General features: G+C 50.6%; 23 protein-coding genes, 8 pseudogenes and 1 other annotated feature. Of the genes and pseudogenes, 22 read left to right on the plus strand and 9 right to left on the minus strand.

Annotated elements, in window-relative coordinates:
- Positions 1-21 precede the first annotated feature (21 nt).
- Positions 22-1002, minus strand: a complete 981-nt coding sequence (locus tag LJU29_RS23045; protein ID WP_257112852.1) for an IS5-like element ISPsy2 family transposase — start codon at positions 1000-1002, stop codon at positions 22-24.
- A gap of 107 nt (positions 1003-1109) precedes the next feature.
- Between LJU29_RS23045 and LJU29_RS23050 the strand changes: the two are divergent.
- A pseudogene (locus LJU29_RS23050) lies at positions 1110-1361 on the plus strand (type VI secretion system tube protein Hcp); the annotation flags it as partial.
- Between the two features lie 6 nt (positions 1362-1367).
- On the opposite strand, the gene LJU29_RS23055 reads toward LJU29_RS23050, so the two are convergent.
- Positions 1368-2530 (minus strand): IS3 family transposase gene (locus LJU29_RS23055; RefSeq protein WP_122320854.1). Its coding sequence is split into 2 segments (ribosomal slippage): positions 1368-2275 and positions 2275-2530, totalling 1164 coding nucleotides; the frame shifts between segments, so codons are not numbered across the junction.
- Between the two features lie 64 nt (positions 2531-2594).
- Between LJU29_RS23055 and LJU29_RS23060 the strand changes: the two are divergent.
- Both LJU29_RS23060 and LJU29_RS23065 read left to right on the plus strand, forming a co-directional pair.
- Positions 2595-3047, plus strand: a pseudogene (locus LJU29_RS23060) (hypothetical protein); the annotation flags it as partial.
- Between the two features lie 68 nt (positions 3048-3115).
- A complete protein-coding gene (locus tag LJU29_RS23065; RefSeq protein WP_054078085.1) occupies positions 3116-4096 on the plus strand; it encodes an IS5-like element ISPsy2 family transposase in 981 nt (326 codons plus the stop codon).
- Between the two features lie 209 nt (positions 4097-4305).
- Here the strand turns inward: LJU29_RS23065 and LJU29_RS23070 are convergent, their stop codons facing one another.
- Positions 4306-5391 carry a DUF3616 domain-containing protein gene (locus LJU29_RS23070; RefSeq protein WP_054994785.1) on the minus strand — a complete coding sequence of 362 codons (1086 nt, stop codon included), beginning with the start codon at positions 5389-5391 and terminating at the stop codon, positions 4306-4308.
- A 150-nt stretch (positions 5392-5541) separates the two neighbouring features.
- Here LJU29_RS23070 and LJU29_RS23075 point away from each other — a divergent pair, with 150 nt between their 5' ends.
- Positions 5542-5763 (plus strand): hypothetical protein, encoded by a 222-nt coding sequence (locus tag LJU29_RS23075; protein WP_122389671.1) that lies wholly within the window; start codon positions 5542-5544, stop codon positions 5761-5763.
- A 146-nt stretch (positions 5764-5909) separates the two neighbouring features.
- Here the strand turns inward: LJU29_RS23075 and LJU29_RS23080 are convergent, their stop codons facing one another.
- Entirely contained in the window at positions 5910-6890 is a 981-nt protein-coding gene (locus LJU29_RS23080) for an IS5-like element ISPsy2 family transposase (RefSeq protein WP_257112852.1), read from the minus strand.
- Between the two features lie 579 nt (positions 6891-7469).
- Here LJU29_RS23080 and LJU29_RS23085 point away from each other — a divergent pair.
- From LJU29_RS23085 to LJU29_RS23150, 15 genes and pseudogenes are all read left to right on the plus strand, one after another.
- A complete protein-coding gene (locus LJU29_RS23085) occupies positions 7470-8720 on the plus strand; it encodes a diaminopimelate decarboxylase (RefSeq protein WP_057423207.1) in 1251 nt (416 codons plus the stop codon).
- A gap of 20 nt (positions 8721-8740) precedes the next feature.
- Positions 8741-9913 (plus strand): PLP-dependent transferase, encoded by a 1173-nt coding sequence (locus LJU29_RS23090; RefSeq protein ID WP_005759855.1) that lies wholly within the window; start codon positions 8741-8743, stop codon positions 9911-9913.
- On the plus strand, positions 9906-10595 hold the full coding sequence (locus tag LJU29_RS23095) for an alanine--tRNA ligase-related protein (RefSeq protein ID WP_057423209.1): 690 nt from the start codon (positions 9906-9908) through the stop codon (positions 10593-10595). Before LJU29_RS23090 ends, LJU29_RS23095 begins: the two co-directional genes overlap by 8 nt.
- A gap of 20 nt (positions 10596-10615) precedes the next feature.
- Positions 10616-11530 (plus strand): DMT family transporter, encoded by a 915-nt coding sequence (locus tag LJU29_RS23100; protein WP_057423210.1) that lies wholly within the window; start codon positions 10616-10618, stop codon positions 11528-11530.
- A gap of 62 nt (positions 11531-11592) precedes the next feature.
- Positions 11593-12657, plus strand: coding sequence for a phosphoglycerate dehydrogenase (serA, locus tag LJU29_RS23105; RefSeq protein WP_057423211.1), 1065 nt, complete (start codon positions 11593-11595; stop codon positions 12655-12657).
- A 76-nt stretch (positions 12658-12733) separates the two neighbouring features.
- Entirely contained in the window at positions 12734-13126 is a 393-nt protein-coding gene (locus LJU29_RS23110; protein ID WP_158500901.1) for a DUF695 domain-containing protein, read from the plus strand.
- 389 nt (positions 13127-13515) lie between these two features.
- A pseudogene (locus tag LJU29_RS23115) lies at positions 13516-14227 on the plus strand (hypothetical protein).
- Positions 14228-14235: 8 nt separating this feature from the next.
- Positions 14236-14316 (plus strand): annotated as a pseudogene (locus tag LJU29_RS29380) (TIGR03759 family integrating conjugative element protein); the annotation flags it as partial.
- A gap of 5 nt (positions 14317-14321) precedes the next feature.
- Positions 14322-14480: a hypothetical protein gene (locus tag LJU29_RS23120; RefSeq protein ID WP_183137992.1), complete on the plus strand. Its 159-nt coding sequence runs from the start codon at positions 14322-14324 to the stop codon at positions 14478-14480.
- Between the two features lie 2 nt (positions 14481-14482).
- Positions 14483-14797, plus strand: coding sequence for a hypothetical protein (locus LJU29_RS23125; RefSeq protein ID WP_057422565.1), 315 nt, complete (start codon positions 14483-14485; stop codon positions 14795-14797).
- 229 nt (positions 14798-15026) lie between these two features.
- Entirely contained in the window at positions 15027-15287 is a 261-nt protein-coding gene (locus LJU29_RS23130; RefSeq protein WP_057422556.1) for a hypothetical protein, read from the plus strand.
- Positions 15288-15345: 58 nt separating this feature from the next.
- A complete protein-coding gene (locus tag LJU29_RS23135) occupies positions 15346-15588 on the plus strand; it encodes a hypothetical protein (protein WP_057422558.1) in 243 nt (80 codons plus the stop codon).
- Between the two features lie 19 nt (positions 15589-15607).
- The gene (locus LJU29_RS23140) at positions 15608-15868 is read left to right on the plus strand and encodes a hypothetical protein (RefSeq protein WP_257111233.1); all 261 of its coding nucleotides are present in this window, start codon (positions 15608-15610) and stop codon (positions 15866-15868) included.
- Positions 15869-16058: 190 nt separating this feature from the next.
- Positions 16059-16331, plus strand: a complete 273-nt coding sequence (locus LJU29_RS23145) for a CopG family ribbon-helix-helix protein (RefSeq protein ID WP_054077734.1) — start codon at positions 16059-16061, stop codon at positions 16329-16331.
- Positions 16331-16606 (plus strand): type II toxin-antitoxin system RelE/ParE family toxin, encoded by a 276-nt coding sequence (locus tag LJU29_RS23150; protein ID WP_054077733.1) that lies wholly within the window; start codon positions 16331-16333, stop codon positions 16604-16606. The genes LJU29_RS23145 and LJU29_RS23150 overlap by 1 nt, the downstream gene beginning before the upstream one ends.
- 106 nt (positions 16607-16712) lie before the next feature.
- Here LJU29_RS23150 and LJU29_RS23155 read toward each other — a convergent pair.
- Both LJU29_RS23155 and LJU29_RS23160 read right to left on the minus strand, forming a co-directional pair.
- Positions 16713-17875, minus strand: a protein-coding gene (locus LJU29_RS23155) for an IS3 family transposase (RefSeq protein ID WP_122320854.1) whose coding sequence is annotated in 2 segments (ribosomal slippage) — positions 16713-17620 and positions 17620-17875 — 1164 coding nt in all. Because the reading frame shifts where the segments join, the coding sequence is not laid out codon by codon here.
- 63 nt (positions 17876-17938) lie between these two features.
- Positions 17939-18082: pseudogene (locus LJU29_RS23160) on the minus strand (carbon storage regulator); the annotation flags it as partial.
- A 568-nt stretch (positions 18083-18650) separates the two neighbouring features.
- Here LJU29_RS23160 and LJU29_RS23165 point away from each other — a divergent pair.
- Positions 18651-19874: pseudogene (locus tag LJU29_RS23165) on the plus strand (IS3-like element IS51 family transposase).
- Positions 18930-19046, plus strand: a sequence feature (AL1L pseudoknot). Its footprint overlaps the pseudogene before it by 117 nt.
- Before the next feature lie 215 nt (positions 19875-20089).
- Here LJU29_RS23165 and LJU29_RS23170 read toward each other — a convergent pair.
- Positions 20090-20932 carry an AvrPphF family type III effector gene (locus LJU29_RS23170; protein WP_146754870.1) on the minus strand — a complete coding sequence of 281 codons (843 nt, stop codon included), beginning with the start codon at positions 20930-20932 and terminating at the stop codon, positions 20090-20092.
- Between the two features lie 12 nt (positions 20933-20944).
- Complete coding sequence (locus LJU29_RS23175; RefSeq protein ID WP_005748059.1) at positions 20945-21340, minus strand: CesT family type III secretion system chaperone; 396 nt, start codon at positions 21338-21340, stop codon at positions 20945-20947.
- Between the two features lie 427 nt (positions 21341-21767).
- On the opposite strand from LJU29_RS23175, the pseudogene LJU29_RS23180 reads away from it, so the two are divergent.
- Positions 21768-22394, plus strand: a pseudogene (locus LJU29_RS23180) (IS91-like element ISPsy3 family transposase); the annotation flags it as partial.
- A gap of 606 nt (positions 22395-23000) precedes the next feature.
- Entirely contained in the window at positions 23001-23642 is a 642-nt protein-coding gene (gene xopAF, locus LJU29_RS23185; protein ID WP_019740102.1) for a XopAF/AvrXv3 family type III secretion system effector, read from the plus strand.
- A 161-nt stretch (positions 23643-23803) separates the two neighbouring features.
- Here xopAF and LJU29_RS23190 read toward each other — a convergent pair.
- Positions 23804-23905, minus strand: a pseudogene (locus LJU29_RS23190) (IS5/IS1182 family transposase); the annotation flags it as partial.
- Between the last annotated feature and the right edge of the window lie 156 nt (positions 23906-24061).

Genomic DNA, 24061 nt, shown 5'->3' on the forward strand with positions numbered 1-24061 from the left:
TTGCGGTAACCATTTCCTGCATTACACGCGCACCTCTCCTGCGCTCGCCAACAAATGTCGGCGGGCCATCCACAGGTTTGACAGGGCGAACAACGTCACCATCTGCGCGGTGTTCTTGGCCAAGCCCCGAAAGCGCACTTTTTCATAGCCAAACTGGCGTTTGATGACCCGAAACGGATGCTCGACCTTGGCGCGAACCTGGGCCTTGGCCTTCTCGATTTTGCGGATCGCCTTGTACAAAATACTGCGTTTTCCGTGCTTTTTGTAAGTGCTGCGGCGGGCGGCAATCTGCCAAATGACCTTGCGCCCAGCGTGTTCTTCGCGCTTCTCGACCCCGGTGTAACCTGCGTCGGCGCAGACTACGTTTTCCTCGCCGTGCAGCAGTTTGGCAACCTGCGTGACGTCTGCCACATTGGCCGCTGTTACTACCACGCTGTGCACCAGGCCTGACTCGTCGTCGGCGCCGATGTGAGCCTTGGCGCCGAAATAGTACTGGTTACCTTTCTTGGTTTGATGCATCTCAGGATCGCGTTTGCCATCCTTGTTCTTGGTCGAACTGGGCGCGTGAATCAGCGTGGCATCGACGATGGTGCCTTGACGCAACGACAAGCCACGGTCGCCCAGATAACCATTAATTACGCCGAGAATCCCGGTCGCCAACTCGTGCTTTTCCAGCAGACGACGGAAGTTGAGAATGGTGGTTTCGTCTGGAATTCGCTCCAGGCTCAGGCCTGAAAACTGACGCAGGATGGTCGTCTCATACAGCGCTTCTTCCATCGCCGGATCGCTGTAGCCGAACCAGTTCTGCATCAGATGAACACGCAGCATCGCCATCAGTGGGTAGGCGGGCCAGCCACCTTCTCCTTTTGGATAATAGGGCTCAATCAGGGCAATCAAACCTTTCCAGGGCACCACCTGATCCATCTCGATCAGGAACAATTCCTTACGGGTCTGCTTGCGCTTGCCGGCATACTCGGCGTCGGCGAAGGTCATCTGTTTCATCATCGAAAAGCTCGGCGACTGGTGTCCGGAGATTTTGCCAAATTAGGAAGTCTTTTTCAGAGTTTCCTTAAACCTTACACACTACAGCTTGCCAAGGAGCGGTACACATGGCTTTTGACGGTTATATTCAAATCGCAGAGATTCCTGGCGAAGCTCTTGACGAGAAGTTTAGTAAGTGGATCGAAATCACTGGCTACAATTTCGGCGTTAGTCAAAGCACGTCCGCTACAGCCAGTTCATCAGGAGGCGCGTCCTCTGGTCGAACTACAATGACCAATTTCACCTTCACCAAATATCTGGACAGTGCCAGCTGCAAGCTTATGGAGGCCAGTTGTGCGGGCCAGCACCTCAAAGAAGTGTAGTGGTCAACTGATCCCGGACACGACGTTAAGGTTTTTCTCGTACTGAGCGGGCGCCATTCCATCATTGAACTGGTGTGGCCGAATCCAGTTGTAACGATGCATCAGGTAATGACTGATATCCCGCTGAGCCTCTTGGACCGTCATGTAGCCCACGGTCGGTATCCACTCAGTTTTCAAGCTGCGGAACACACGCTCCATCGGCGAGTTGTCGTAGCAATTACCCCGGCGGCTCATGCTCTGGCGTATGCGGTATCGCCAAAGCCGCTGGCGAAACTGTCGGCTCCCGTATTGGACGCCCTGGTCGGAATGAAACAGCAGGCCCTGAGGCTTGCCGCGTTGCTCATAAGCCATGTCCAGCGCCTTGATCACCAAGTCCGTATCCGGTTTGTTCGAAAACGCCCAGCCCACCACCCGACGCGCGTAAAGATCCATAACCACCGCCAGGTAATGCCATTTTCCTTGCGCCCAGATGTAGGTGATGTCGCCACACCAGACCTGATTGGGCGCGGGTACATCGAACTCCCGATTCAAAATGTTCGGAATGTCAGGCCGCTCCACTGTTGCTTTTTTATAAGCATGCGAGCCTGGTTGCTTGCTGATTAATCCCAGCTCCCGCATCAAGCTACGCACCTTGAACCGACCGATTTGCTCGCCATCCGCCTGCATCATCGACACGATACTGCGGCTGCCGGCAGCGCCTCGACTTTGCCCGAACAGCTCATTGACTCGGCTAAGTAAACGAACCCGCTCGGCGTCTGGAGACCGACGCCGCAGGCAATGGTTGTAGTAGCACGAGCGAGGTACCTCGAACACTTCGCACAGCAATTCGATTGGCTCATGGACACTGAGCTGATCAATCAGCGCATGCGCTCGTGCTCTTCCGACATCAAGAGCGCGGTGGCCTTTTTTAAAATGGATTTCTCCCGCTCAAGACGGGCGATCCGGGCTTCGAGCTCCTGGATTTTTTGCTGCTCGGGCGTGAGGGCTTTGCTCTGTGGAGTGACACCGTTGCGCTCTTGTTGAAGCTGGTTGACCCAGCGACGCAGCGCAGATTCGACCACCCCAAGCGAGCGGGAGGCTTCGATATGGCTATAGCCTTGATCGAGCACGAGGCCTGCGGCCTCGCGTTTGAATTCAACGGAAAAGGTACGGCGTTGTTTGGTCATCAGACACCTCTATCTGGCGATATTCTCGCCTAAATGAGTGTCCGGAACCATTAGACCACTACAAGGTGCTGTAACCGATGGTTGGAATAAACATCTGAACGCCATCAAGACCACACTTGATGACATAGAAATTTTGCATCGGGAGCACCTCGGTTCAGGCTCTATGGTAGAACGCGACACGTTTTATGCGAAAAGAACAGCTCTTTTCTTAAAACTTGATAAGCAGCTTTCACACATGGCCTCTTACGGTTCGGGATTACGTAATGAAGGTTCAATTAAAAAACTTTTGGGAATCTCTACATCTAGCTATATGCATACAGGCGAAATCTCCGGGTACGCCGATAAAGTCTCTGGGGTCGCAAGAGCCGCTAATCTAGTTAAGAGAGGTGCCTACATAGGCACAGCTTTGGATGTGGCATCCACGGGTTTGTCGATCCATAAGGCTTGTACGATGGGCAGGGAGGACGAGTGTAGAAAAGCGAAATATGTCGAAGGTAGCTCTCTGGTGGGCGGCTTAGGGAAACTCTGAAAAAGACTTCCTAATTTGGCAAAATCTCCGGACACCAGTCGCCGAGCTTTTCGATGATGAAACAGATGACCTTCGCCGACGCCGAGTATGCCGGCAAGCGCAAGCAGACCCGTAAGGAATTGTTCCTGATCGAGATGGATCAGGTGGTGCCCTGGAAAGGTTTGATTGCCCTGATTGAGCCCTATTATCCAAAAGGAGAAGGTGGCCGGCCCGCCTACCCACTGATGGCGATGCTGCGTGTTCATCTGATGCAGAACTGGTTCGGCTACAGCGATCCGGCGATGGAAGAAGCGCTGTATGAGACGACCATCCTGCGTCAGTTTTCAGGCCTGAGCCTGGAGCGAATTCCAGACGAAACCACCATTCTCAACTTCCGTCGTCTGCTGGAAAAGCACGAGTTGGCGACCGGGATTCTCGGCGTAATTAATGGTTATCTGGGCGACCGTGGCTTGTCGTTGCGTCAAGGCACCATCGTCGATGCCACGCTGATTCACGCGCCCAGTTCGACCAAGAACAAGGATGGCAAACGCGATCCTGAGATGCATCAAACCAAGAAAGGTAACCAGTACTATTTCGGCGCCAAGGCTCACATCGGCGCCGACGACGAGTCAGGCCTGGTGCACAGCGTGGTAGTAACAGCGGCCAATGTGGCAGACGTCACGCAGGTTGCCAAACTGCTGCACGGCGAGGAAAACGTAGTCTGCGCCGACGCAGGTTACACCGGGGTCGAGAAGCGCGAAGAACACGCTGGGCGCAAGGTCATTTGGCAGATTGCCGCCCGCCGCAGCACTTACAAAAAGCACGGAAAACGCAGTATTTTGTACAAGGCGATCCGCAAAATCGAGAAGGCCAAGGCCCAGGTTCGCGCCAAGGTCGAGCATCCGTTTCGGGTCATCAAACGCCAGTTTGGCTATGAAAAAGTGCGCTTTCGGGGCTTGGCCAAGAACACCGCGCAGATGGTGACGTTGTTCGCCCTGTCAAACCTGTGGATGGCCCGTCGACATTTGTTGGCGAGCGCAGGAGAGGTGCGCGTGTAATGCAGGAAATGGTTACCGCAAAAGGCTTTGCAGCGGCCGAAAGAGCTAAAAAGCGAAGATAATTGAGCAAATTTCGACATGCATCGTTTTTTGAAAAGTGCTGAGGACTCGGTAGCCGGAAAACATCCGGCTACTTCAGACCTTCCCTAACCACGTCTTAAGTGCGTTTACGGTTCCGTTGCTCCCCAAACCCCGATTTCGCCAAGTCTTTAAAGCTGATTTGGCGTAAACAAGTCCGCTTCTACATCTGTGTCACCAAGCTTGCGACGCTGCGCGGCAACGTCGTAAACAATCAACAGCTCATCACCGGCCTGTTCTCCGGTGCCAAAGATGCACATGCCCTCGGCATGATCGACGCCTTGCCCGAAAGGCACCTCCATCACGATCTCCAATTGGTCCGAGAAAATCACGCTTTCTTCTTCGGCAAAGCCACCGTGCCAGCGAAAGACTTTTACCGGACCGTCCAGCTCCATTGTCGGACCCGCCAGAATCAGCAGGTCGTCACCAGAGATGCACAGGTCACGCACACCCAGGCCATTCAGCTCGAAGAAGTGTTTACGGTATCTGCGCCCATCTGGACCAATCTTCTTGAGCACCAGCGTATCAGTCGAGTCCTTGCTCAGTTCGGGCTCGATCTCAAACACGATGGCCCAACCGCGGAGTACCGGACCACGCAACCCTAACAACAGGCGCGAGCCGATGACTACCAGCCCTTCGATGTCAAAACCATTGTCCTTACTCGGGATCAGCAGAAAGTCTTTCAGTTGATCGTCTTTTGCAATTTCCTTGATCAAGTCATTGCCGAATTCGTTACCGTTTAGCTGTGCTGCTGTTCTAGCATCGGTATCCACCTTTTTGGTAAGTACATGGCTGTCGCCCTCCTGAACCACCGGGATGCGGGCCAACAAATAACGATTGCCATCCGCCTCTACCGTCGATAGCTGCTTGATGTTCTTCTGCGAGGAATCGTCGGCTTTGGCCTTCTTGCGTTTCAGGCTATGTGAGCCGGCCAGCCAGAGGTAACCCGTGCCGTGATCATAGGCCAGCCCCTCGATATCGATCTCCGCATCCGACTTTGGTAGAGGTAACTTTAAATACTTGATTAGTGAAAATGATCGGTGCTCATCACATATCACCTCGCCTCGCGTAGCATTTCTAACGGTCAGCCGTTCAAGGCTCGTGGTTTCATCGTTGGCGATCCAGAGCGTGGTACCAATCCGTTGAACTGCCGAAATGCCATCGCGCAATGAGGCAAGCGCTGGATCAAAACGCAGTAGCGCAGTACGTTTACGCATGAGTATGCTCCTTTCAGATAAAGTTGACAGGGTGACAAGCCGACATGCTGCGCTGCGGGGGCGTAGACCCCGGCCAGCCGCGCTGTCTCCGTAATGCTACACCCACCGCTTCAGAGGGCAATGCCTCGGTCCATGCATAGGAAAATTGCGATGACTGCAAAAAGTGCCGAGCGCGATGTGGCTATCTCAGAGCTTACCAACCATTTGGAGCGTGATCTAATGCCTTGTCCAGCAGGGCGTACCGCACTGCTGACGTGGATAGAAAAAAAGCTGGCTCACATAGCGCTCAATCCTGTACCCACAGCCGCTGATGCTACGTGGTTGATCGAAAGCGCTTATATCCAATGGGCCGCTGCACAGCCAAAGGGCTAAGGAAGGTCTGAAGTAGCCGGATGTTTTCCGGCTACCGAGTCCTCAGCACTTTTCAAAAAACGATGCATGTCGAAATTTGCTCAATTATCTTCGCTTTTTAGCTCTTTCGGCCGCTGCAAAGCCTTTTGCGGTAACCATTTCCTGCATTACACGCGCACCTCTCCTGCGCTCGCCAACAAATGTCGGCGGGCCATCCACAGGTTTGACAGGGCGAACAACGTCACCATCTGCGCGGTGTTCTTGGCCAAGCCCCGAAAGCGCACTTTTTCATAGCCAAACTGGCGTTTGATGACCCGAAACGGATGCTCGACCTTGGCGCGAACCTGGGCCTTGGCCTTCTCGATTTTGCGGATCGCCTTGTACAAAATACTGCGTTTTCCGTGCTTTTTGTAAGTGCTGCGGCGGGCGGCAATCTGCCAAATGACCTTGCGCCCAGCGTGTTCTTCGCGCTTCTCGACCCCGGTGTAACCTGCGTCGGCGCAGACTACGTTTTCCTCGCCGTGCAGCAGTTTGGCAACCTGCGTGACGTCTGCCACATTGGCCGCTGTTACTACCACGCTGTGCACCAGGCCTGACTCGTCGTCGGCGCCGATGTGAGCCTTGGCGCCGAAATAGTACTGGTTACCTTTCTTGGTTTGATGCATCTCAGGATCGCGTTTGCCATCCTTGTTCTTGGTCGAACTGGGCGCGTGAATCAGCGTGGCATCGACGATGGTGCCTTGACGCAACGACAAGCCACGGTCGCCCAGATAACCATTAATTACGCCGAGAATCCCGGTCGCCAACTCGTGCTTTTCCAGCAGACGACGGAAGTTGAGAATGGTGGTTTCGTCTGGAATTCGCTCCAGGCTCAGGCCTGAAAACTGACGCAGGATGGTCGTCTCATACAGCGCTTCTTCCATCGCCGGATCGCTGTAGCCGAACCAGTTCTGCATCAGATGAACACGCAGCATCGCCATCAGTGGGTAGGCGGGCCAGCCACCTTCTCCTTTTGGATAATAGGGCTCAATCAGGGCAATCAAACCTTTCCAGGGCACCACCTGATCCATCTCGATCAGGAACAATTCCTTACGGGTCTGCTTGCGCTTGCCGGCATACTCGGCGTCGGCGAAGGTCATCTGTTTCATCATCGAAAAGCTCGGCGACTGGTGTCCGGAGATTTTGCCAAATTAGGAAGTCTTTTTCAGAGTTTCCCTAGGTGCACAATTTAATCCAAAGCGGCTTTTCAGACAAATCCTACGTTATCAGACAACAGATATCAAAAAGCTAGCTGTTTAACAGAAAGCAGAATACAGGTGTCATTCAAAAGCGGAATAGCGGCCGAAAATTTCAGTAACCCATTGAATATATTGAGCTTTTATACTAGTTAAATTTCCAATTTTCAAACACACAATGGACACACAGAGGAGTAGCTTTTTTTGTTGACAGGCCTGGTCACATGAATTTTAATATAGAAGCTAAATGACTGCCTATGATATAACGCTGATGGAGTAGCAATCTTGAATTTTTAGCCTTTGCTCATCCTGAGCATAACTCAATCATATTACTTGATACCCGCATATTAACCTATGCGAAGGCTGGACGCTTGCCGACCTTAATGTGCCCTCAGCTTTTATTTCTGCCAGGGTAGATTTGTTAGTTCAAGCATGATGATTCCAGTTCCAACTTGTATCAATGGCACACAACAATCGACTGACGGAATAGCAATGAGCGAGTTAAATATTTTTGATAGAAATTGCCTTGACCAAGTTTCACAAGACTTTGGTACACCGTGCCATGTGTACGATGAAAACCTAATTCGGCAGCGGGCGAGAAAGCTGAATAAAGCTTTTGCGGGCGTAAAAAACTTTAAGAATTTCTTTGCCGTAAAGGCAACCCCTAACCCTCGAATCATGCAGATATTGAAAGAAGAAGGGATGGGTATGGATTGTAGCTCAGCTGCAGAATTGGAGCTGTGTGAAAGATTGGGTATCAGGGGGCGAGACATTATGTTTACCTCGAATAATACTCCTGACGAAGAGTTCGTAAAGTCTTGTAGCATGGGCGCCATTTTAAATATAGATGACTATGAACACATTACTCGCCTCGATGTATTGGAGATAAAACCGGAACTGGTAAGTTTCAGATACCTACCTAATAGCTCAGGTGAAGAAAGACAAGGCAACCAGATCATCGGCTCTCCTAAAGAGTCTAAATTTGGCATTACCGACGATAGGATTTTTCACTGCTTTGCTGCGATGAAGAAGAGAAACGTAAAACGGTTTGGCCTTCATACTATGCTGGCCTCGAATGAAAGAAATGCAGCTTTTTTCATCGAAACAGCAAGAATAATGTTTGACCTAGCTAAAAGAATTAGCGAACACCTATCTATCGATATAGAATTCATTAATTTAGGTGGAGGCTTAGGTATACCGCAGCATCCCACAGATTCGGAAATTGATATTGACTTAGTCGGATCAGAGGTAGGCAGGCTTTATACCCAATATTTTCATAGTGAAGATGGTATCACCCCCGATATATATATGGAAAACGGTAGATACATTACCGGACCTGCTGGCGTGTTGTTGACCAAAGTCCGACACGTTACTAGTAAGCATAAGCGCTTTGTGGGCGTTGATGCATCAATGGCTGACTTCATGAGGCCTGCGCTTTATAAAGACTATCATCATGTGACTGTTTTAAATGACAGCAAAGAACTAATCAAGTGTGATGTAACAGGGTCTCTTTGTGAAAATAACGATAAATTTGCCATCGACAGGGAGTTGCCAAGGTGTAGTCGTGACGATTTATTGATCATCCATGATACTGGTGCACACGGCTACTCCATGGGGTTCAGTTATAACGGCAAGACGAAGTCCCCAGAAGTCTTAATGCGCTCCAAAGGAGAGCATTTCGAGCTAGAGCTGATTCGTCGGCGAGAACAAACGTCCGACCTTTTTGCAACACTGGATTTTTAATTTTAAAAAGGATTTAAGTCATGCCTAAAATCAGACCATCCGATGCATACCAGAACAGCATTAACATTCCTGTTTACTCTAATGCCTCTTACTACTTCACTAGTAAAGATGAGGTAAAAAAAGGCTTGCATGATAGGTCCATATCCGTAGGGCGATATGGCAGGTATAATAATCCTACATGGGTGCATGTTGAAAATCGATTGACCGAGATTAACAACTCGGAAGATACACTGCTTTTTGCTTCTGGCATGGCTGCGCATTTCACTGCTTTTATATCGCTTTTAAAAGCTGGTGATCATGTCATTTTTCCAGCTGAATGCTACAGGCAGGTGAGGAATATATTTCTCAAAATCTTGCCTGGCTTGGGCGTTATAGCTCATGAGCTATCAATAATTAACCCTGAAAAATTTGTGGCTGGGGTTCGAGAACTCTCTCAGAAACATGATATCAAATTAGTGCATTTGGAGATGCCATCTTCGCCCCACATGTATCTGATCGATATAGAGGCTGTTAGAGCAGCGTTATCTCCAGACGTAGTCATCACCATGGATAGTTCATTCTCTCCGCCTCCTAATTTTTACGCATTAAAATGGGGCGTTGATTTGGCAATTTTCAGTGCTACTAAGTATCTAAACGGACACGGCGATATCATGGCAGGTCTCGTCACCGGGAAGAAGGAGCTAATTGATAAAATTACTTGGTACCGTGATACAACAGGTGCGATCGCAGATGGTTACGTAGCTAGCCAACTAAATCGCAGTCTTCATACACTGCGTTTACGAGTGGAAGCTATAAACAAAATGGGCATGAAAGTTGCCCAGTTCCTAGCAACTCATCCGAAAGTTGAAAGCGTACTTTATACGGGTTTGAAAACTCACCCTCATTATGACCTTGGCAGAAAGTACTTAAATGGTCATGGCGGAGTTATTACTTTTACTCTGCCCATTAATGAACAGAAGACGGCTGACTTTGTTGACAGACTCAAAAAGCCTTATATGGCATCTAATTTTGGAGCGCCACAGACGCTTGTTGAACAAAGCACCTATTTTACATATTTTGAATATAGTAAAGAAGAGCTGGATAATATTGGCGTTTCCTATGGTACCGTTCGATTGGCGTTGGGCTACATCGATGACGTTGATGAAATAATAGAAGACCTCAATCAAGCATTAGCAGTACCAGCTGATGAGTGACAGAACGCTGAGGTTGTTTGATGCTCACCCTGAACAACATCAATTTACTGCCACAGTTCAGGAACTGGACGCTAACCGTATCGTCCTGGATAGAAGCGCTTTCTATCCAGAGTTAGGAGGGCAGGTTTCGGATAGGGGAACCTTGGACGGTATCTCAGTAGCTCGAGTGGAACTCGAGCTTGCGGACACCAAGGTCGTAAATGGAAGTCAGGTAAGCGTGAATGGAATTATCGTGCATTATGTTGATGGCGATACCTCTCACCTCGAAGTTGGTGCCTCGATTGTCGGAGCAGTTGATATTTTACGACGTAGAAAAATAGAAGCCCTGCACTCGGCAAGCCATATTATGGAAGAATTTTTATTCGCGGAGATCAGCGGTTTTGAACGAGTTGGATCATATGTTAACGAAATAAAAGACCGTTCCGACTACAATACTGCATCGAGACTAACGGCTGACCAGCTAGCATTGATCGAATGCAAGATAAATGAGTTTATTTCTCTTGACTACCCCATAGAAACTTGGTTGGAGAACGATATAAAGTACTGGAAGTGCGGCCCGTTTAAAACGATGTGCAGTGGGACGCACCCACCCTCAACCAGGCATATTGGGCGCGTGTCATTAAAACGTAAAAATCAAGGGCGTGGTTTAGAGCGTATCGAAACTACACTGGTTGAACGATGACCACAGTAAGGTATGGCAAGATGTTTTATGTAATAGGATTTGTCTTTGCATTGACCGCCGCCACTCTAAACGCTTCTATCGGAGTGCTAAATAAATTCGCATTTTCTTTTGGTGCCTCATTCGCAAGCGTCGCGTTTTATAAAACCCTGATAGGCTTTTGTGTTCTCTCAGCGCTTGCTCTGATTGCTCCCAAGATAAGAAAAGATATTTGGGCGCTTAGAAAATCATTTTGGAAAGTGTTTCTATTGGCGCTACTAGGCGTATTTACGCTTTACTTCTTTGAAACATGGGCATTTTCCATAGCTGACGTTCCAATGACCGCTTTTATGATCTATGTTCCGGGAATTGTAACTGTGATCCTGGGAGTATTGGTTCTTAATGAGAGACTGAGCTTAGCGAGAGGATTTGCACTGCTATTTTGCATGGTGGGTGTCGCTATCATGCTTCTGGGGAAATCAGAAGATCCCACAGTTGGCATAGGAACATCTCTAGCGTTATTGGGAGGCCTTGGGTATGCACTGTTTATTTTTTTCTCAAGGTACTTTTCTTTATCGAATGGTTTAGGGCTTGTTTGGTGGTTGTTTATGCTGGGTGGCTTAATGCTTCTAGGTCCAGCTTGGTACAGTGATAAACTTTACCTCCCCATTGACGCTCTTCCGGCCGTTAGCGCGTTGGCAATCTTTCCGACTATTGGAGGGTTTTATTTCACGCTGCAGGCTACTAAAAGAGTACCTGCGGGAGTGGTTCAAATTATCGAAACGTGTGACCCTTTGATTGCATCGTTGTTTGCATATATTTTTCTAGGCGAGCACTTGACCCTACTGTCAACCGTTGGAGCAGCTATGATACTTACATCTCTGATTATACTTTCTTCAGGCGGTTCAAATAAAAACGAAACGCTGCCTGCACAGGCATCAGGTTCATCCACTGGCTAACTTCAAGCTAGGGTCTATGAAGTAGAAAATAATTTTACGCGAATCTTTATAAGGGATTATATATGAGCAACATGCCGTTAAAGAAAAGTGATGTGAAGTTTCTTCTTCTGGAAGGCATCCATAAATCAGCCGTGTCTTTTTTAAAAAATGCGGGATTTTCGAATGTGGAATATTGTGCTTCGTCTGTCAGTGAGGATGAACTGAAAGATAAAATCTCTGAGGTCCACATTGTTGGCATACGTTCTCGAACCATTATCAGTGAAGAGATACTGTGCTGTGCTAATAATCTGATTGCGGTAGGCTGTTTTTGTATAGGTACGAATCAGGTAGATCTTGACGCAGCCGGTCGAAAAGGAATTGCAGTTTTCAATGCACCTCATTCCAATACACGATCAGTTGCGGAGTTAGTCATTGGTCAGATTATTTTTCTCATGCGAGGTTTGATCAAGAAAAATTCTAGCTGTCACTCCGGGGGATGGCTAAAAGGAGCTGTTAACTCTCATGAAATTCGCGGAAAGAAATTAGGGATTGTTGGGTATGGTGCTATAGGCTCACAGCTTTCTGTTTTGGCAGAGGGAATGGGCCTAGATGTTTACTTTTATGATGTCGTAGCTAAACTGCCAATTGGGAATGCAAAAAAGGTGTCCACACTGCACGAAATGTTAAGCTTTGTGGATATCGTCAGTCTGCATGTTCCTGACATTCCTGAGACGCACCTTATAATGGGCGAAGGCGAGTTTGCCGTCATGAAAAAGGGGGCTATGATTATAAATGCCGCTCGCGGCAGTCTTGTAGATATTCCGTGTCTTGTCCAGGCACTAAAGTCCGGCAGCTTGGGCGGAGCCGCTATTGATGTCTTCCCTACAGAACCGCTCAGCAGCGAAGATGACTTTGTCTCACCTCTTCAAGGGATCGACAATGTTATCCTCACTCCTCATATAGGGGGGTCCACAATTGAAGCGCAGTTTAATATTGGCCTCGAAGTGGCTTCTAAGCTTGCAGCATATTGCGATAGCAATGCCAATATCACACCTATTAATCACGCCACTCTTTCATGGGCTGAGCAGATTTGTCGCCATCAAATCTTACCTCTCCTTCAAGACATCGGGACAGAGGCATTAAATTGATGTGCCTATTGGCTTTTGTCAGCACACGATAGATGCTTAGTAACATTGAGTGCGAAAACTTCTTAACGAGGCCTTTGTGAGAAAATATAGCGATGTTCTCGATTCAGACGTCGTAGGTGAGGTATTTGAAAGTGGAAAAAAAGTTTTATATTTCAAGCCCCGCGCTGCGATAGACCAGATCAAATCCGATGATCTGACTGTTCGTGTAGTAGTCGCCTGGAACTATAGGCTCGAAAATGAAAGCGGCATGCCGTCGCCACAGATTTTAGGTGCCATGACCGAATTCAATAACTCACTTTTGTCGACGATCCCTAGTAGAAAGTTTCAGTTTATCTATAGCCGTATAGGTAACGGAGTAGGAGAGCTTGGATATTATGTTGCTAACCAGAAAGATTTTTCTGAAAAACTTATTTTAAGATCAGTTAAATCTACGTCTCATCCGAACTCCATTGATTTTTTTGGAGATTGAGATTGCTTGGTCAAAACCTATACTCTATATAAAAATATTTTTCCAAATCCTCACATAACAGAGCTAATGTCGTAATTATCGCAGAACCTATTGCGATCATGTCAAAGTGCTACGTGATGCATAGGTTCTCATTCAACTGTCTGAACATGATACGGTTGACTTACGCTTCCGGTATTTTGAGGCGATCAAACAGTCGCTGCCATTTTGGCTTTGGCCAAGTTTCAGTTGAACCTGTGGTTCTCGATCGTCATCCCCGTAGCTGGTCAGAACGTCGCGAAAGTGGATTGTGGTGCTTCTCAGTGAAAACCCATTGCGACTGAAATACGGTTTCCTGCTGCTTCAGATCTTTGTTTTTGCGAACGTGCCTCACATCTTGAGTGAGGTCCTCCATGAAGCTGCCACTGCGCCCTTCTCTTTCCCGCGCCACCGTACTGCAAATCCTGGCCCTGATCGTCCTGATCGGCGTGCTGATCTAACAGCAGTGGCAGATTCTCCACCTGAAAACAGGTTTTGAATCAGCTGCAAACCTGGAAACCGTCAACGCCATCACCCAACGCATCAATGGCGTGGATGACCGGCTCGATGCCGCCAGCCAGCTGAAGTCCGTGACCATCGATGATTTCAGGGCCGGCCAGCAGGCTCTGTCCAACCGAATCGATGCCGTTCAAGCACTCCTGAAGCAGGTGCAGGAGGCGGCGAAGGACGCTGCCCAGCGGGGTGCCTCGATGCAAGAAGTTGTGGTCATGGGCGCTCGGATCGAGGAGCTGCAGGTGAAACTCCAGGACCTGCGTGCGGCTAAACCAGCATCTGTCCAAATCACTGCAGCCAAGCCAAAGACTCCATCCCCCTCCCGCAAAACAACAGCACAAACCAAAGCTCCAGATGCACCTCCACCGTTTTCGGTCGTGGGTGTGGAGTATCGCGGAGGGGAACGTTTCTTGTCAGTTGCCCCGCCTGGCAGCACTCAGTTGAGTCAGCTGAATCTGGTACGCCCGGGCGACATGGTTGCGGGGGAGCAACTGGCAGCTCAACAGCCTGGATGACTCCCGCGCCCTGTTCAGCATCAACGGCTCAACCCGCATTCTGCCTCTGCGCCCTTAGAGGTTCACATGACCGTTTACAACCTGCGAATGTTCACACTGACGGGAGTCATCCTGATCACAGCAGCTGGCATGGCCAACGCTGCAACCCCACCATGCCTCTGATCCAGATCGAACAGGATGATCCCAAGCTGATAGCGCAGGTCCACGCGCAGATCGAGAAAATGGTCGAGCGGGTGCGCAAGATGCCTAACACTGTCATCGTCACGGTCGCCGAAGAATTTGTGCTCGGGTACTTATGGAAGCCGGAATGAATATGACCGAAGAAGAAATGCGGAAAGCACTGTTCGGCTCTAGCGGGTCTGCCGGACATTCAGCGACCCCACAGGCTCAAGCGCATGCTTTGGTCAGAAGGCCTGAGCATTCAGTTGATCGGCGGAAGACGGCCAAGAATTCTGTACCCAAACTGACAGTCACGCTGCGTGTAGGCAATGAGTATGAAGGCAAGACAGAGCTGATCACCCACGAGGCCGATACGCTTAGCCACCTTCAGGCTGAAATGGATGCGTTGAAGATCGCTCGCAAGAAATACAGGTACATCGAGCTGGTATCAGTCAGCTCGGCCAAATAAATTTGCAGCCGGCCCCTTGTCCTGGCTGGTTAAGCGCCGGTATTCGCGGCAGTACGACCACGCCGGGAAAGAGGCTTTGGAACAGGCGGTTTTGAGAGAACTGAATCAGCGTAGGAAAATCGGCTACCGCGCCCAGGGGCTTGGTGGCTGCTGATAACTAGGACGACAAGTCACCCTGTCCACCATCAGCTCCACGAACAACGGAACAAGAACTCAAAAGGATGAAGCTATGAGCAACGAAAATGCCCACCTACTGATAGTCGAGGCAAAGCTACGCAAAGCGTGTAAATCTGCATTCTTCTGCGGCGCACTAGTTTTTTTCGCGATGGTGGCCATCGTTATGTTGGGTTTAGCCGCCGAACAACCAGTGGACCAAAAAGCCATTGCCGAAGGCTGGACACCGCTCATCATGCTGATGGCAGCCATCTGCGGGATTTGTCATTTTTTCCACGGGTTGGTTAAGAATAAAATCCAGAGACTGGACCAATGAACCCCTACTTCGATAGCGACCTGAGTCGATTTGCATACAAGGTCTAGGAATTGTAGCCATGACCGAGAAAACGTCCATTACCGCCGCGCCGTTGCTGGTTGATCTGACCGACTTAGCCGCCGACTTGGCACATATCGAGCAGGCCTTGGAACGCTGGAAGGCTCTTGACGCGAAAGCTCTAAAAAATGGTGGCCTGAACGCTGCGGATGAAGCGGAGCGCTCTAGCGTCTCGGCAACTTACACGCTGCAGGGCCAGCTTTTGCTGGGTGTCGTCTGCGAACGCGTTCGCCAGGCGCGGTAACTGACTAGGAAAATCAGCCGTGACTAATATTAGTGAAGCGCTTCGTGCAACTGCCAGAAAATGGCGGAACGCTAACCAGGATCACTGTGGCGGCGTCGTGCTCATCTGGCAGGGCGCGGTGTACGGCTGGAAGGATTCCTTGCGTGATGCGAGCGATGAGAGCCCAGGCGTATACGCTGTGAATGAAACAGATCACATTTTCATTGCCGAAGGCGGTGATGAATGTAACGGCGCGAAATGCTGGGTAGCCGCTGTCTTGGACAACAAGTGGGAAAAGTAGGGGGAAAAGCCCGCCGCCGTGCGGGCCATCGCCTGCCGTAGATTGGGCGCATGCCGATGCTCGGGGGTTATTGGCTGAGTCCCCGCCTGACGCCCGTTTGAGGTATAGCACAAACTGACAGCACACTTGACGACACGCTATTATTAACTATGATTATATTTTAATCGAACTGAATCAGGACTAACCGCATATGGCAACCACCGCCAAAACCCGATCCGTCACAGCTCACGTTCCGGTGCAACTGGCAGAAAAAGTCGATTTAATGGCTGAGCGTCTGGAGCGCTCTAAGAATTGGATCGTCAAGCAAGCCCTGTCTGCTTGGATAGACCAGGAAGAAGAACGTAGTCGCCTGACCCGTGAGGCCTTGGCTGATGTCGACGCTGGCCGTGTTGTTGACCACCAAGCTGTCCAGGCCTGGGCTGATAGTCTTAGCACCGACACTCCGTTGGCGGTGCCGCGCTGATGGAATTGAGGTGGACAAGCAAGGCGCTTTCCGACATTACCCGGCTATACGAGTTTCTGGCCTTGGCGAATCAACCTGCCGCAGCACGAGCAGTGCAGCAACTCACCACCGCACCTACCACGCTGCTGGCTAATCCGCGCATTGGCGAACGTCTAGAGGAGTTCGAGCCAAGGGACGTACGCCGAATTCAGATCGGCCAATACGAAATGCGTTACGAGATAGCGGATTCCACTATCTACCTGCTGCGCCTATGGCACAGCCGCGAAGATCGATAGAGCAACGGAACACATCAACTGGCGGGTCTGCGACTGATCGGAAAACCTTAGCGTACGATTTTTTCCGAATTCTCTAGGCTCCCCAGCTACACGCACCTTGTAGTGGTCAACTGATCCCGGACACGACGTTAAGGTTTTTCTCGTACTGAGCGGGCGCCATTCCATCATTGAACTGGTGTGGCCGAATCCAGTTGTAACGATGCATCAGGTAATGACTGATATCCCGCTGAGCCTCTTGGACCGTCATGTAGCCCACGGTCGGTATCCACTCAGTTTTCAAGCTGCGGAACACACGCTCCATCGGCGAGTTGTCGTAGCAATTACCCCGGCGGCTCATGCTCTGGCGTATGCGGTATCGCCAAAGCCGCTGGCGAAACTGTCGGCTCCCGTATTGGACGCCCTGGTCGGAATGAAACAGCAGGCCCTGAGGCTTGCCGCGTTGCTCATAAGCCATGTCCAGCGCCTTGATCACCAAGTCCGTATCCGGTTTGTTCGAAAACGCCCAGCCCACCACCCGACGCGCGTAAAGATCCATAACCACCGCCAGGTAATGCCATTTTCCTTGCGCCCAGATGTAGGTGATGTCGCCACACCAGACCTGATTGGGCGCGGGTACATCGAACTCCCGATTCAAAATGTTCGGAATGTCAGGCCGCTCCACTGTTGCTTTTTTATAAGCATGCGAGCCTGGTTGCTTGCTGATTAATCCCAGCTCCCGCATCAAGCTACGCACCTTGAACCGACCGATTTGCTCGCCATCCGCCTGCATCATCGACACGATACTGCGGCTGCCGGCAGCGCCTCGACTTTGCCCGAACAGCTCATTGACTCGGCTAAGTAAACGAACCCGCTCGGCGTCTGGAGACCGACGCCGCAGGCAATGGTTGTAGTAGCACGAGCGAGGTACCTCGAACACTTCGCACAGCAATTCGATTGGCTCATGGACACTGAGCTGATCAATCAGCGCATGCGCTCGTGCTCTTCCGACATCAAGAGCGCGGTGGCCTTTTTTAAAATGGATTTCTCCCGCTCAAGACGGGCGATCCGGGCTTCGAGCTCCTGGATTTTTTGCTGCTCGGGCGTGAGGGCTTTGCTCTGTGGAGTGACACCGTTGCGCTCTTGTTGAAGCTGGTTGACCCAGCGACGCAGCGCAGATTCGACCACCCCAAGCGAGCGGGAGGCTTCGATATGGCTATAGCCTTGATCGAGCACGAGGCCTGCGGCCTCGCGTTTGAATTCAACGGAAAAGGTACGGCGTTGTTTGGTCATCAGACACCTCTATCTGGCGATATTCTCGCCTAAATGAGTGTCCGGAACCATTAGACCACTACAGTCTCTGCATTGAACAATGGCGACTTTCGGTGCTTCAATCCCGATACGCACAATCTGATCGAACTCTGAAATAGCGAGGACTTGGATCTGAATCCCATCCTCAATCAGAATATTTTCACCTTCACGGCGAGTCAGAACAAGCATAGCGCTTTCCTTTCTTATTGATTGCCTGGAGGCGGACATGGACGAGCCTCTACTGATTCGGCCAAGCGGTGTAGCGGCTGGACATGCTTGGTCACGAAGAACCTTCATGGCCGCCAAGCCCAATTCCGCCAGGAAGAGTGCAATTGACGCGCTAAGCGCCAAAAGCCCCGCTTTAACAAGCACATGGTCAGTAGTGGGAAGGCCAATTTCAAGCAGAAACTCTCCAAAAATAAGCGCTCCAATGCATGCAATTGAAAGCTTCATAAGACATTCCGTGCCTTTTTGCGGGGAGAAAGTTAAGTTCTGCTAATGTTGACTTGTCTTTTCTCGTGATTTTTAGGTAACGCAGCCTTTGGTTGGCGTTCATACCCATTAGGTTCCACAAGCACAAAACCAAGAGCCCCTGTCATTGACTTGTATCAACAAAAGCATGAACAGGGCAGCACAGGCTTACCCATGGCGTCAGAGACCAAAAAACGTAAACGGGCGAGCCGGGCAAAAGCCAAGGCAAAGCAGAATGAACCGCCCCGGGTTTCTCGGAGACTCCAACCTTTGAGAGGATGGAGCGATGAAAAAACTACCGAAGTACTCCCCCAGAGGTCCGTGAGCGGGCCATCAGGATGGTTTTCGAACACCTTCCTGAGTACGAGTCGCAGTGGGCCACCATCAGTGCCATTGCCCCCAAGATCGGCTGCACGCCCGAGACATTACGGCTGTGGGTTCGCCAATCTGAGCGCAACAGCGGCCAGCGTGATGGGCTGAGCACAGTCGAACGTGAGCGAGTCAAGCTGTTGGAGCGTGAGAACCGTCAGTTGCGTCAAGCTAACGAGATCTTGCGTAAGGCCTCAGCCTATTTTGCCCAGGCGGAGCTCGACCGCCCATTCAAACGATGAAGACGTTTATTGATGAAAACCGCCAGTCTTAAGGGGTCGAGCCGATTTGCAAGGTGTTGCCAATCGCCCCGTCGACGTACTACCGGTACGCTGCTCAGCAGGCTGACCCCAGCCAGCAGTCAGCGCGTGCGCAGCGTGACCAGGAACTGGGTGAGCACATCCAGCGAGTCTGGGATGAGCACTTCCATGTATATGGCGTGCGCAAGGTCTGGCGACAGTTGCTGCGTGAAGGCCAGCAAGTCGCCCGCTGTACGGTGCAACGCCTGATGGGAGAGCTGGGCCTGCAAGGCGTGGTACGCGGCAAGCCTGTCAAGACGACGGTCAGCGACCAAGCCAGGCCGTGCCCGCAGGATCATGTCAACCGTCAGTTTGTGGCTGAGTGCCCGAACGCCCTATGGGTATCGGACTTTACCTACGTCAGTACCTGGCAGGGTTTTGTTTACGTGGCCTTCATCGTTGATGTCTTTGCCCGATTCATCGTCGGTTGGAAGGTGTCCAGTTCAGCGCGTACCGATTTTGTACTCGATGCACTGGAGCAAGCCCTTTACGCCCGTCGCCCAGTCAAGCAGGGTGGACTCATTCACCACAGTGACCGTGGCGTGCAGTACGTGTCCATTCGCTATACCGAGCGTCTTGTCGAAGCCGGTATTGAGCCATCGGTCGGGAGTGTCGGTGACTCTTACGACAATGCCTTGGCTGAGACCATCAATGGTCTTTACAAGGCTGAAGTGATTCATCGACGCTCTTGGCCCACACGGGGGGCGGTGGAGCTGGAAACGCTGAAATGGGTGGACTGGTTCAATCACCGCCGCCTGCTGGAGCCAATCGGTCATATTCCACCGGTCGAGGCAGAAGCCATCTATTATCAGCAACTCACCGAGTCTGCCCACGTGGCATGACTCAAACAAAAGGGTCTCCGAGAAACCCGGGGCGGTTCAGGATCGCCAATCAACAGCACCGCTTACCCGAGTCAAGATGACCGTTTGTAGTACCGCAGTCCTTCACCTTCTTTCCGTCGATCCGGCACATGCAGCGGAGTCAAACAGAAACTATTGGGCTTGTGCTCAATGGGGAAGCCCTTGGTGTCCACGATCACCCGCGACTTCCAACGCAGCTATTCATCAGACCGAGAATAGTTGTTAAGGTGAACGTCAGTATGGCCGCTTGAAAGCGCTGTTGCGTAGTAATCTTCGAATGATCGGTATGCTGGCACGATTCCGCCGCCGTAGTCGTGTGCGGCGTACCACATCGACGGATTCCCGTAGCCTAGTGATTCTATGACAGGTCGAGCCTCCGTAAAATATTTGACCATGTCTTCGATCGTTCCATACTCTGCTCTTTCGGCGTTATGAGCCGCGCGCCGCTGACCTATTCGTCCCTGCTGGAAACTGGAACGGTTCTCCGTAATTTCATTGGCCCGGCTCAGGTTTGAGAGTTCAACCAATAATATATTGAGAGATTGATAGTGGCTTCCTTGAACGTTGCTTGCTGTTGTCTCTGTCAAGGCAATAGACCGAGTTGCCGGTCTTGTTGCGGCATGCCCAAAGGAATGGCCGATCTCACTGTCTGGCACGATCCTTATCGTGACACCACCTTCGCCCGCAACTGCGTTCATTCTTTTTCTAAAAGTGCTTGATGCCTTGTAAATTTCTTCTGCCATTGTCAGCAGATAGTCGATGCGCGGATCTTCGTCAGGATTTCTTACTTGCGCAATAACATTGCGCCAGCTGGTATCCGTGGTCCTGTAAAGCGGCGTTTCCGAGTTCAGACCCAGGTTTCGCATTGGGTCAAAGCGATCAAGAAAATCATCTCGTGCCTCAGCGGAAAGTTGATACACCGAGGTTAGGCCTTGACCGCCTACACTGTGCACCGGTGTGGACGAACCCGATACATGTCGAGGGCTTACTGGCGGACTATATACATAATGGGAGCCGGAAGTACCACAAATATTACCCACAAACAACACCTCTCAATTAAAATCGAACATTTTTTTAATTTCAGCTGCTACGCCTAGCAAGTTCTCAAAAACCTCTCGCATCTGGACGTTATCAACCTCCAGTAAAGGGGTACGCGCATGTAACTCTCCAATTTTTTGGTTATTCAAACCCAGTGTAAAGAAAGGCTTTCTAAAACTGAAACTGTTGAGATAAAGTATACTCATCAACGTATCGGCATCAGCTTTATGGAGCTGACCGATTTCGGCCGCGAAATACACCCAGCGAAATTTGTCTTGGTAAATTTTGATTGAGATTCCGGTATTAAATTCAAAACAATAAATTTCGTGCTCATGTTTCTTCTCAGGAAAACTAGGCATGCCATAGTCTTTTGCGAGCCCATCGATTAAGCGGTCGAATGAATTTTTCATGGGGTCCCCTTAGATATTGAGCCATCTGAGTGGTACGACACCCTATTGAAGTTCCACCAACTGTTCATGTATAGGAATTTCAATAACTCCTATACGGGGGTGTAAGCCAGAACCGCCGAAAATTCCGTCGGAAAACGTCTGAGGCTAGGTTTCCGGCTGGTTCGTCTACCCGACATGGTTTTACATACACGTTTTACCCATGGAAAGGTGCCATCTTCGCGCTTGGCGCGGCAGCATCGGACATCAGTGTTTGGCGTCAATCCGCACCAGTACTGGCTTCCCGCCCATGACGGGGTCGGTTCCGGCAGGGGGCGAAATGACACGTTAAGAACAGGGCAGCCTGCGGCTGCAAATCGGCCGTTCTTACGATCGCGTAGCAGCAGAAACATGGATTTGAGCTTTGTCATGAGGCCCATTATTGATCATCATGAAGCCTGCTTACCCACCGCTGCTTCAGATGAGTCCAGCCTACACACCTCGACCGCTCAAAAACCTCTTCACCGCTAACCAGTGCTGGGCACACCTCCTCGAGGAGGGCGGCTTACGCGACATCGAAGTCGAGTCCGTCACCAAAATGCTGGCCTGCGGCACCTCGATCCTGGGCGTCAAACACTACACCTGCGGCAACCACAGCTGCCCGCACGTCAAATACCTGTGCAACACCTGCAGTTGCCGCGCCTGTCCATCCTGCGGCAAAAAAGCTACCGATCAGTGGATCGCCAATCAACAGCACCGCTTACCCGAGTGTATCTGGCAACACCTGGTGTTCACATTGCCTGACACCCTGTGGCCGCTGTTCTTTCATAACCGTCACTGGCTCGATGCCTTGTGTCGCCTGGCCGTCGACAACCTGCTCTATGCGGGCCGACGCCGGGGCGTGGAGGTGGGTGTTTTCTGCGCCATCCACACCTACGGCCGGCGACTTAACTGGCACCCACACATCCATGTCTCGGTCACCTTGGGTGGGATCGATGACGCAGGTGTCTGGAAAGATCTGTCGTTTCATCCATCAGCCTTGCGTCGGCGCTGGATGTGGAATGTACGCCAGTACCTGGGGTTGTAAGCCGGAATCCCAGAAATTTCCGTCACCCAGTGCCAAGTCCAACCACGAGTACATCCAGGCGGCGGTCTCGACGAAAGCGACAGACCTTATGCATAGGAATTTCAAAATGCCTATGCATCAAGATGGAACTTTTTCTTGCCCGCTACCACCCATTTTTGTTTTGCAGGTTCAGTTTCCTGCAAGCCCGTAAGCGGAGAAAATCAGCATATGGTGGGTATCAGCAGAGCAGGGTCATCTGGCGCTTATTTTGGTGGGTACACAGATCCGCCACGAATGCATCTAGGCGGCGGTTTAGGCGAGAGCGAAGACTTGGCAGCGCAACTATTTCTGCATCGAAATTCACTATGAGCTACAGATGATCTAAGAGTTTAACCCTATTCTAAAGAGATAATTGTTATGGGACTATGTATTTCAAGACCGTCTAGTAGTAACTATCGTGAAAACTTGGAAACTTCTGCAAGTTCTCCGAACACCAGGCCTACTTTTGGTCATCAACCCGCGTCTACGAGCTACAGAGCATCAGACGAGGTGAATGAACGTCCTGCAAAGTTCTCTCATTTTCAACTTGCACGACGTGGTGGAAATTATACCCTTAAAATGGTTTCTTTAGACGCTTATCAAGCAGAAAGACGGCACAGTGGCAATGCAATAAAGGATCGCAGTGAATCTACATTCCCGTGGGTCCGTGTCTATCACTCTAAAACAGGTTTGGATTACAGCTTTCAGATCGACAGAACCACTACTGTCAAAGTGGCGGGGTTCAACGGCCTTACACCCAACGACGAAGGGACTCGGCATCTATACAGTGCTGGCACGAGTCAAATAAACATGCCTGTTGTCACAGATAACATGACTGCTTGTATTGCTGTTGCTTGTGCTGCAGAAAACGTGGATGCTGACACGGGTGAACGTATGCGGGGCGCGCAGGTCCGCGTATTCCATCTGCTCCCTTTTTGTCACGAAGACCTTGTGCCAGAAGAGGTTTTAGCGTCTATACGCGATTATCTGCAAAATGCCAGAGCACAGGGTCTGACAATGCGTGTCGCCATGCATGGTGGGGATAGAGAGGGTGATTTTTCAGTTAGCACGGCGGATGCATTGAAACAGCTATTTGCAGATGAAGGGATTCCTCTAGAGTTCGACGAGACCTGCGCAAACAGAACTTCTGACACTCTGCTGGGCGCTGTTATTTTAGATGACAACTCGACTCACTTTATAAAACATTTGGTGACTGGCTAACTAAACCAACACTAGGGAAGGTCTGAAGTAGCCGGATGTTTTCCGGCTACCGAGTCCTCAGCACTTTTCAAAAAACGATGCATGTCGAAATTTGCTCAATTATCTTCGCTTTTTAGCTCTTTCGGCCGCTGCAAAGCCTTTTGCGGTAACCATTTCCTGCATTACACGCGCACCTCTCCTGCGCTCGCCAACAAATGTCGGCGGGCCATCCACAGGTTTGACAGGGCGAACAACGTCACCATCTGCGCGGTGTTCATGCATAGGAATTTCAAAATGCCTATGCATCAGGCTGACGCTATGACGGAGGCATCATGCCTTCATAGCGATGCGTAGTAAGACGCTGAGGCGTTACATATGCAGTGAAAATCCCTATCATAAAGCGTTAATGCAGGTTATTTCACCGCGAAGCCTAGGTGCGG

This window comes from Pseudomonas ficuserectae, from assembly GCF_024584585.1.
Taxonomy (GTDB): Bacteria; Pseudomonadota; Gammaproteobacteria; order Pseudomonadales; family Pseudomonadaceae; genus Aquipseudomonas; species Aquipseudomonas amygdali.

Excerpts from the sequence above, each read along its gene's own strand:
- serA (WP_057423211.1), top strand. The coding sequence starts at position 11,593 with ATGAGCAACATGCCGTTAAAGAAAAGTGATGTGAAGTTTCTTCTTCTG.
- LJU29_RS23095 (WP_057423209.1), top strand. The coding sequence starts at position 9,906 with ATGAGTGACAGAACGCTGAGGTTGTTTGATGCTCACCCTGAACAACAT.
- LJU29_RS23070 (WP_054994785.1), bottom strand. The coding sequence starts at position 5,391 with ATGCGTAAACGTACTGCGCTACTGCGTTTTGATCCAGCGCTTGCCTCA.
- LJU29_RS23130 (WP_057422556.1), top strand. The coding sequence starts at position 15,027 with ATGAGCAACGAAAATGCCCACCTACTGATAGTCGAGGCAAAGCTACGC.
- LJU29_RS23065 (WP_054078085.1), top strand. The coding sequence starts at position 3,116 with ATGAAACAGATGACCTTCGCCGACGCCGAGTATGCCGGCAAGCGCAAG.
- LJU29_RS23120 (WP_183137992.1), top strand. The coding sequence starts at position 14,322 with ATGCCTCTGATCCAGATCGAACAGGATGATCCCAAGCTGATAGCGCAG.
- LJU29_RS23100 (WP_057423210.1), top strand. The coding sequence starts at position 10,616 with ATGTTTTATGTAATAGGATTTGTCTTTGCATTGACCGCCGCCACTCTA.
- LJU29_RS23090 (WP_005759855.1), top strand. The coding sequence starts at position 8,741 with ATGCCTAAAATCAGACCATCCGATGCATACCAGAACAGCATTAACATT.
- LJU29_RS23075 (WP_122389671.1), top strand. The coding sequence starts at position 5,542 with ATGACTGCAAAAAGTGCCGAGCGCGATGTGGCTATCTCAGAGCTTACC.
- LJU29_RS23150 (WP_054077733.1), top strand. The coding sequence starts at position 16,331 with ATGGAATTGAGGTGGACAAGCAAGGCGCTTTCCGACATTACCCGGCTA.
- LJU29_RS23085 (WP_057423207.1), top strand. The coding sequence starts at position 7,470 with ATGAGCGAGTTAAATATTTTTGATAGAAATTGCCTTGACCAAGTTTCA.
- LJU29_RS23175 (WP_005748059.1), bottom strand. The coding sequence starts at position 21,340 with ATGAAAAATTCATTCGACCGCTTAATCGATGGGCTCGCAAAAGACTAT.
- LJU29_RS23125 (WP_057422565.1), top strand. The coding sequence starts at position 14,483 with ATGACCGAAGAAGAAATGCGGAAAGCACTGTTCGGCTCTAGCGGGTCT.
- LJU29_RS23080 (WP_257112852.1), bottom strand. The coding sequence starts at position 6,890 with ATGAAACAGATGACCTTCGCCGACGCCGAGTATGCCGGCAAGCGCAAG.
- xopAF (WP_019740102.1), top strand. The coding sequence starts at position 23,001 with ATGGTTTCTTTAGACGCTTATCAAGCAGAAAGACGGCACAGTGGCAAT.
- LJU29_RS23135 (WP_057422558.1), top strand. The coding sequence starts at position 15,346 with ATGACCGAGAAAACGTCCATTACCGCCGCGCCGTTGCTGGTTGATCTG.
- LJU29_RS23045 (WP_257112852.1), bottom strand. The coding sequence starts at position 1,002 with ATGAAACAGATGACCTTCGCCGACGCCGAGTATGCCGGCAAGCGCAAG.
- LJU29_RS23145 (WP_054077734.1), top strand. The coding sequence starts at position 16,059 with ATGGCAACCACCGCCAAAACCCGATCCGTCACAGCTCACGTTCCGGTG.